Below are 6,094 nucleotides of genomic sequence, written 5' to 3'. Positions count from 1 at the left end.
GCCGTGGCGGCGGCGGACGCGGTGGCAGGCGCTAGCGGACCAGGGAGCCTCGATCATGACGTCACCACTAAGCCTTGCCCGATCCCTGCCTGGCCGCCTGGCCTGCGCGCTGGCGCTTGCGCTCGCGCTGACCGTTGCCGGCATGCACGCCGCGCACGCGCAGAAGGCCTTCAAAACCCCCGAGGCCGCCATGAACGCCTTTGGCGAGGCAGTCGCCACCAGCGACGACGAGGCCATGAAGGTGCTGCTGGGCGCCAGGTTCCACGACCTGATCCCGCCTGTCGGCGCCGACATACGGTACCGCTTTCTCGAGGCCTGGCGGATCTCGCATGCGGTCAAGCCAGAGGGCGACAGCCATGCCCGCATCGCGGTAGGCAATGACGGCTGGACCCTGCCAGTGCCGCTGGTGAAGACATCGAAGGGCTGGCAGTTCGATACGCGTGCCGGGGTCGACGAGATGCGCATACGCCGCATCGGCCGCAATGAACTCGCGGTGATCCAGGCCATGCTCGCGGTCTATGACGCCCAACGCGAATACGCCCGGACCGACCATGACGGCGACGGCCTGCTGGCCTACGCCGGCAAGCTTGCAAGTACGCCGGGCAAGCAGGACGGGCTGTACTGGCCGACGTCGGATGGCGCACCGCCCAGCCCGCTCGGGGCCGCATTCCTGACGGCCGGCAAGCGCAATCCGGGGCAGGGCGGCTATTACGGCTATCACTACAAGCTGCTGACGGCCCAGGGCCCCAACGCACCCGGCGGCGCGTACAACTATGTCGTCAATGGCAAGCTGTTTGGCGGCTTCGCCGTGCTGGCCTGGCCGGTGCGGTATGGCGATACCGGCGTGAAGAGCTTCATGGTCAGCCACGACGGCCAGGTCTATGAACGCGACCTGGGCACCGACAGCGCCGGCAAGGCCGCGGCGACCAAGACCTTCGATCCCGGCCCTGGCTGGAGCAAGGTGACACCATGAAGCATGGGCTCCGGGTCCTGGCGGGCGTTGCCGTGTTCGCCGCAGTGCCGGTGCTGACGGCATGCTATCCCTACCCTTACCCTGCCGAGGTGGTCCCGACCACCTACCCGGGGCTGCAGCCCAGCCGCTNGCCGCTCCGCCCGCGCCTTTGCGGCGGCCGCCGGCGCCATGCGCGACCAGGGCGTGGCGATCAGCACCGAGGATGCCGTGGCCGGCACGGTGGAAGGAACCCGCAACAACCTGCCGGTGAGGGCCAGCGTGCGCCGCCAGGCCGACGGCACGGTGCGGGTGCAGTTCGACGGCACCGACCCGTCCGATCCCCGCCTGCTCGAACGCATCTCGCGCAGCTACGACGCGCGCATGGGTCGCTGAGCCGCGCTGCGCCGTCCTTGCCGCCAGCCACTCAAGGCTGCGCGCGCGGAATGACCGGCGCCCCCGGCGCGGGACTGGCCGGGCGCTGCGGATACACCGACGTGCCGAAGGTGTTGCCCATGCGATGGGTGGTGGCTGCCTCGTTATAAAGGCCGAGCTGGTTCGAGGGTCGCTGCGCGATGGCCTCGGCCGCCAGTCCGCTGTCTGGCCGTGCCGGCTTGCCTGCGTTGGCGGGTTGCAGCTTCTGCGTCAGGCAGGGGAACGAAGGCGCGCGCTCGCCGTTGACCTCGACTTCGACACAGGGCGCGGGTCCTGCAGCGGCGGCGGGTGCCATGTCGACCAGTCCAAGCGCCGCAACGGCGCATAGCGTCAGCCAGGTCCGCATCCGATACCTCCTTGGTTGGCCGCCAGGCAGGGCGCTGGCGAAGCCGCTGCAGTATAGCCAGCATGCTGCGCTCGCGGGAACCATCCTCGCGCAGGGATTTGTCGTTGACTCGCGTCCCCGCGCCTCCCTCTTTCTTCTTCGATGAATCTTTTGTGACAAACGACAGGCGGCGCCAGTGCCGTCCGTCTAGGCACCGTGCGCAATGCTGACATGAGGGCACGCCATCATGTCCTGCGATCGGATGCGCGCCTGCCGTGCCCTTGGTCAGGGCGTTGCGGCAGGGGCGCGGCGGCAATCGATTCGAACAAGAAGCTTGAGTCAATCCAATGCATGACGTGAAGAAGAGCGGCCCGCCTTCGTGCTGGCGGGCGGTGTGGCTGGCAGTGATTGGACTGGGAACCCTGGGAACGGCGGCGGCGCAGCAGGCGGCAGCGGAGCAGGCCGCGGCCGCTGCGCCGGCAAGCGCGCAGGCCGCCGAGGCCGAGCGGCGCGTCAACGTGAACGAGTACATCGTGCGCGGCAATACGGTGCTGGATGTCCGTTCGATCGAGCGGGCGGTCACGCCTTTCCTTGGCCCGGCCCGCACCATGAAGGATATCGAGGGCGCCCGCGACGCGTTGCTGGCGGTCTACCAGGCCAAGGGCTACCAATCGGTCTACGTCGACTTGCCGGAACAGCAGGTCACCGACGGCATCGTGATCCTGCAGGTCAGCGAGACCCGCGTGGGCCGCGTGCGCGTGGTCGGTGCCGAGTACAACTCGCCGCTGGAGGTGCGCGAGCAGGTGCCGGCGCTGGCGGAAGGCGTGGTGCCCGATTTCACGCAGGCGCAGACGGAGCTGACCGCGTTGAACCGCAGTGCCAAGCGCCAGGTGGTGCCGCTGGTGCGGCAGGGCGCGATGCCGGGCACCATGGACGTCGACCTGAAGGTCGACGACAGCAGCCCGTGGCGCGCCAGCGCTGGCCTGAACAACGACTACAGCGCGGATACGAAGGAGCTGCGCGCGTTTGCCTCGCTGGGCCACGACAACCTCTGGCAGCTGGGCCACAGCGCGTCCGTGAGCTTCTTCGGCGCGCCGCAGGACCTGAACCAGACCCAGGTCTGGTCCGGCTCTTATGTGGCGCCGATCCGCGGCAGCAACTGGAGCGTGGAGGCGTCGGGCTATATGTCCGACAGCAATGTGGCCACGGTGAACGGCACCAGCGTGCTGGGCAAGGGCCATTCCGTCGGCTTGCGCGGCACCTATACCGTGCCGGACACCGGGGCATGGTGGCATACGCTGAGCCTGGGCGTGGACTTCAAGGACAACGAGGAGGTCACGCGCCTGGGCAATGCCGGCGACACCGTGCCGCTCAAGTACGCGCCGATCACGCTTGCCTATGCGGGTTTCACCCAGACCGAACGCGGCCAGCTTGGCATCAACGCAGCGCTGGTCGCCGGCACGCGCAGCTTCCTGGGCTACGGCAGTAACTGGGAACAGTTCGACTACAAGCGCTACAAGGCCTCGCCCAGCTTCCTGCTGCTCAAGGGCGATACCAGCGGCACCTACAACTTCAAGGGCAACGCGCAGCTCGCCTGGCGCCTGGCCGCGCAGATCACCGATTCGCCGCTGGTGTCCAGCGAGCAGATCGCGGCCGGCGGCATGAATTCCGTGCGCGGCTACCTGTCGGCGGAAAGCACCGGGGACTACGGCGTGGTGGGCTCGGTGGAGCTGCGCACGCCGCCGCTGGACTTCTTCGGCGGCGTGGTCGAGGACTGGCGCGTCTATGCCTTCGTCGACGCCGGCCAGGTGCGCCTGCGCGAGCCGCTGCCCGAGCAGGACAGCCGCTTCTCGCTGGCCTCGGTGGGCCTGGGCACGAGCTTCCGGCTGGCGCGGCGCGTCAGCGGCCGGCTCGACCTGGGCTACCCGCTCAAGGACGGACAGCGCACCGAACGACACGACCCGCGCCTGAATTTCAGCGTGACCGCGAGCTATTGACGACCACGGCCGCGCGCCACGCCTTACCACCTTGCATTCCGATACAAGCCAACGGAGAACCATTGTCATGCGACGTTCCCTTCTGCTGCTGCTCGCGCTGGCGAGCATGCTCCTGCCGGGCCTGGCCCAGGCCTGGTGGCAGCCCGACTGGGCTTACCGCAAGCCCGTCACCATCGATGCCGGCCCGCAGGGCGGCGCCATCGGCGGCGATGCCGGCCGCACCCCGGTGCTGCTGCGCCTGCATACCGGCAACTTCAGCTTCGAGGGCGTGAGCGAGACCGGCGCCGACCTGCGCTTTGTCGCCGGCGACGACAAGACCGTGCTGAACCACCAGATCGAGCAGTTCGATCCGCTGCTGGGCATCGCGCTGGTATGGGTGGACGTGCCCGCGGTCTCGGCGGGCGCCAAGCAACAGCTGTGGATGTACTACGGCAATCCCAAGGCACCTGCATCCGGCAACGGCCAGCGCAGCTTCGATCCGGACTTCACGCTGGTCTACCACTTTGCCGAAGGCAATGCGCCCGCGCGCGACACCACTGCCTATGGCAACCACAGTCAGACCGCCGTGACCTCGCTGGACGGCACCGTGATCGGCAAGGGCGCGCAGCTTGGCGTCGCCGCGCTGGCACTGCCGGCCTCGCCTTCGCTGGCGCTGCAGGCGGGCGCGCCGTTCGCGTTTTCCGCATGGGTGCGGCCTGACCAGCTTGGTCCGCAGCAACTGGTCTATGCCCGCCGCGACAGCGCCGGTGAACTGCTGATCGGCATCGACCAGGGCGTTCCCTTCGTGCAGGTCAATGGCCGGCGCAGCAATCCGGGCCAGCCGGTGCAGGCCGGGCAGTGGTCGCACCTGGCGCTCAACGCCGACGGCAAGACCGTGACCCTGTTCGTGGCCGGCCGCGCCGCGTCTTCGCTGGAGGCGGCGCTGCCCGCCATGAACACCCCCGCCTTCATCGGCGCGGACAGCGCGGGGCAGGGTGCCTTCACCGGCGCCATCGATGAAGTGCGCGTGTCGAAGGTGGCGCGCCCGGCCGCGCTGCTGCTGGCCGACGCCGTCTCGCAGGGCGCCGATTCGCGCCTGGTGGTGTTCGGTCCGGACGAGCAGCAGGCGGGCAAGAGCCACTTCGGCTATATCCTCGCCGCCATGCCGCTGGACGCCTGGATCGTGGTGGGCGTGCTGGGCATCATGATGGCGCTGTCGTGGGCCATCATGATCGGCAAGGGCCGCAACTTCGGCGCGGTCTCGCGCGCCAACGTGGCCTTCATGGAGCATTTCCGCGAAGCCTCCGGGGTGTCGCTGGACCACCTGGCCAAGACCAACCGGGTGCCGGCCGAGGTCCGCGAGCACTCGTCGCTGTGGCGCCTGTATGAAGTCGCCGTGGACGAGCTGCACCGCCGGCACCAGCTCGGCTACGACTTGAACGCGGTCACCGACGCCACCATCAGCGCCATCCGCGCGTCCATGGACGGCGTGATGGTGCGCGAGAACGAGCGCATGGCCAGCCGCATGAACTGGCTGTCCACCACCATCGAAGGCGCGCCCTATGTGGGCCTGTTCGGCACGGTGATCGGCATCATGCTGGTGTTCGTGGTGGCGGCCATGGCCGGCGCGGTGGACATCAACTCGGTCGCGCCGGGCATGGCGGCGGCGCTCTTGTGTACCGCCGCGGGCCTGGGCGTCGCGATTCCGGCGCTGTTCGGCTACAACTGGCTGGCCTCGCGCTCGGACGCCATCGGCGCCGACATGGCCGTGTTCGTGGACGAGTTCGCCACGCGGCTGGCTGAAGAGCAGGGCGAGGGCCGGCGCGCCCCGGTCCTGCAGCGCGCCTGAGCGGGGCCGGCAATCATGGCAAACGCAGCCAAGTTCGGCGTCAGGAAGCGCACGGGCGGCATCAATATCACGCCCTTTGTCGACGTGCTGCTGGTGGTGCTGGTGATCTTCATCCTCACCAGCAACGCCAGCATCCCCGGCATCAAGGTAGACCTGCCCAAGGCCAGCGCCTCGGTCGCGCTGGAAAAGCCCAAGACCAAGGCCATCACCATCGATAACGCGGGGCAGGTGTTCCTGGACGCCTACCCGGTCACGCTGGCCGAGCTGGAGGAGCGCCTGCGCACCGAGAAGGCGCTGTCGCCGGATTTCCCGGTGATCGTGCGCGGCGATGCCTCGGTGCAGTACGCCAAGGTGGTGGAGGTGCTCGACCTGCTGCGGCGGATCGAGCTGAACCAGATCGGTCTGGTGACCGGCAAGCCGGCATAAGGAGCGCAGCCGTGAACCATCGCGAACCCATGCCCGTGCCTGCGCAGCGCGCCGCCGCGCTGTGGCGGCGCTGGGGCGGGCTTCTGACCGGCGCGCTGGTGTTCGCCGCGCTGGCCTCGCTGATCTGGTACCTG

6 protein-coding genes are annotated in these 6,094 nt (G+C 68.8%); 5 read left to right on the top strand and 1 reads right to left on the bottom strand.

The window, feature by feature from the left end; genetic code table 11:
- Window positions 1–55 precede the first annotated feature (55 nt).
- Window positions 56–973, top strand: a complete 918-nt coding sequence (locus CF68_RS25110) for a DUF2950 domain-containing protein (protein ID WP_035824114.1) — start codon at window positions 56–58, stop codon at window positions 971–973.
- Window positions 974–1,141: 168 nt separating this feature from the next.
- Window positions 1,142–1,345 carry a hypothetical protein gene (locus CF68_RS38655; protein ID WP_235205881.1) on the top strand — a complete coding sequence of 68 codons (204 nt, stop codon included), beginning with the start codon at window positions 1,142–1,144 and terminating at the stop codon, window positions 1,343–1,345.
- A 31-nt stretch (window positions 1,346–1,376) separates the two neighbouring features.
- On the opposite strand, the gene CF68_RS25100 is transcribed toward CF68_RS38655, so the two are convergent.
- Window positions 1,377–1,730, bottom strand: coding sequence for a hypothetical protein (locus CF68_RS25100; RefSeq protein WP_051591676.1), 354 nt, complete (start codon window positions 1,728–1,730; stop codon window positions 1,377–1,379).
- A 326-nt stretch (window positions 1,731–2,056) separates the two neighbouring features.
- On the opposite strand from CF68_RS25100, the gene CF68_RS25095 reads away from it, so the two are divergent.
- The 3 genes from CF68_RS25095 (at window position 2,057) to CF68_RS25085 (ending at window position 5,960) form a co-directional block, all read left to right on the top strand.
- Window positions 2,057–3,706, top strand: coding sequence for a ShlB/FhaC/HecB family hemolysin secretion/activation protein (locus CF68_RS25095; protein ID WP_084187422.1), 1,650 nt, complete (start codon window positions 2,057–2,059; stop codon window positions 3,704–3,706).
- A 67-nt stretch (window positions 3,707–3,773) separates the two neighbouring features.
- Window positions 3,774–5,534 carry a DUF2341 domain-containing protein gene (locus CF68_RS25090; RefSeq protein WP_035824111.1) on the top strand — a complete coding sequence of 587 codons (1,761 nt, stop codon included), beginning with the start codon at window positions 3,774–3,776 and terminating at the stop codon, window positions 5,532–5,534.
- A gap of 15 nt (window positions 5,535–5,549) precedes the next feature.
- Window positions 5,550–5,960, top strand: a complete 411-nt coding sequence (locus CF68_RS25085) for a biopolymer transporter ExbD (protein ID WP_035824108.1) — start codon at window positions 5,550–5,552, stop codon at window positions 5,958–5,960.
- Window positions 5,961–6,094: the final 134 nt, after the last annotated feature.

Source organism: Cupriavidus sp. SK-4, assembly GCF_000611125.1.
Classification (GTDB): Bacteria; Pseudomonadota; Gammaproteobacteria; order Burkholderiales; family Burkholderiaceae; genus Cupriavidus; species Cupriavidus necator.
This window is presented reverse-complemented; position numbering and strand designations above follow the sequence as displayed.

What these genes read in the sequence shown, in the direction of transcription:
- CF68_RS25110 (WP_035824114.1), top strand. Translation starts at nt 56, where the DNA reads ATGACGTCACCACTAAGCCTTGCCCGATCCCTGCCTGGCCGCCTGGCC.
- CF68_RS38655 (WP_235205881.1), top strand. Translation starts at nt 1,142, where the DNA reads ATGCGCGACCAGGGCGTGGCGATCAGCACCGAGGATGCCGTGGCCGGC.
- CF68_RS25100 (WP_051591676.1), bottom strand. Translation starts at nt 1,730, where the DNA reads ATGCGGACCTGGCTGACGCTATGCGCCGTTGCGGCGCTTGGACTGGTC.
- CF68_RS25095 (WP_084187422.1), top strand. Translation starts at nt 2,057, where the DNA reads ATGCATGACGTGAAGAAGAGCGGCCCGCCTTCGTGCTGGCGGGCGGTG.
- CF68_RS25090 (WP_035824111.1), top strand. Translation starts at nt 3,774, where the DNA reads ATGCGACGTTCCCTTCTGCTGCTGCTCGCGCTGGCGAGCATGCTCCTG.
- CF68_RS25085 (WP_035824108.1), top strand. Translation starts at nt 5,550, where the DNA reads ATGGCAAACGCAGCCAAGTTCGGCGTCAGGAAGCGCACGGGCGGCATC.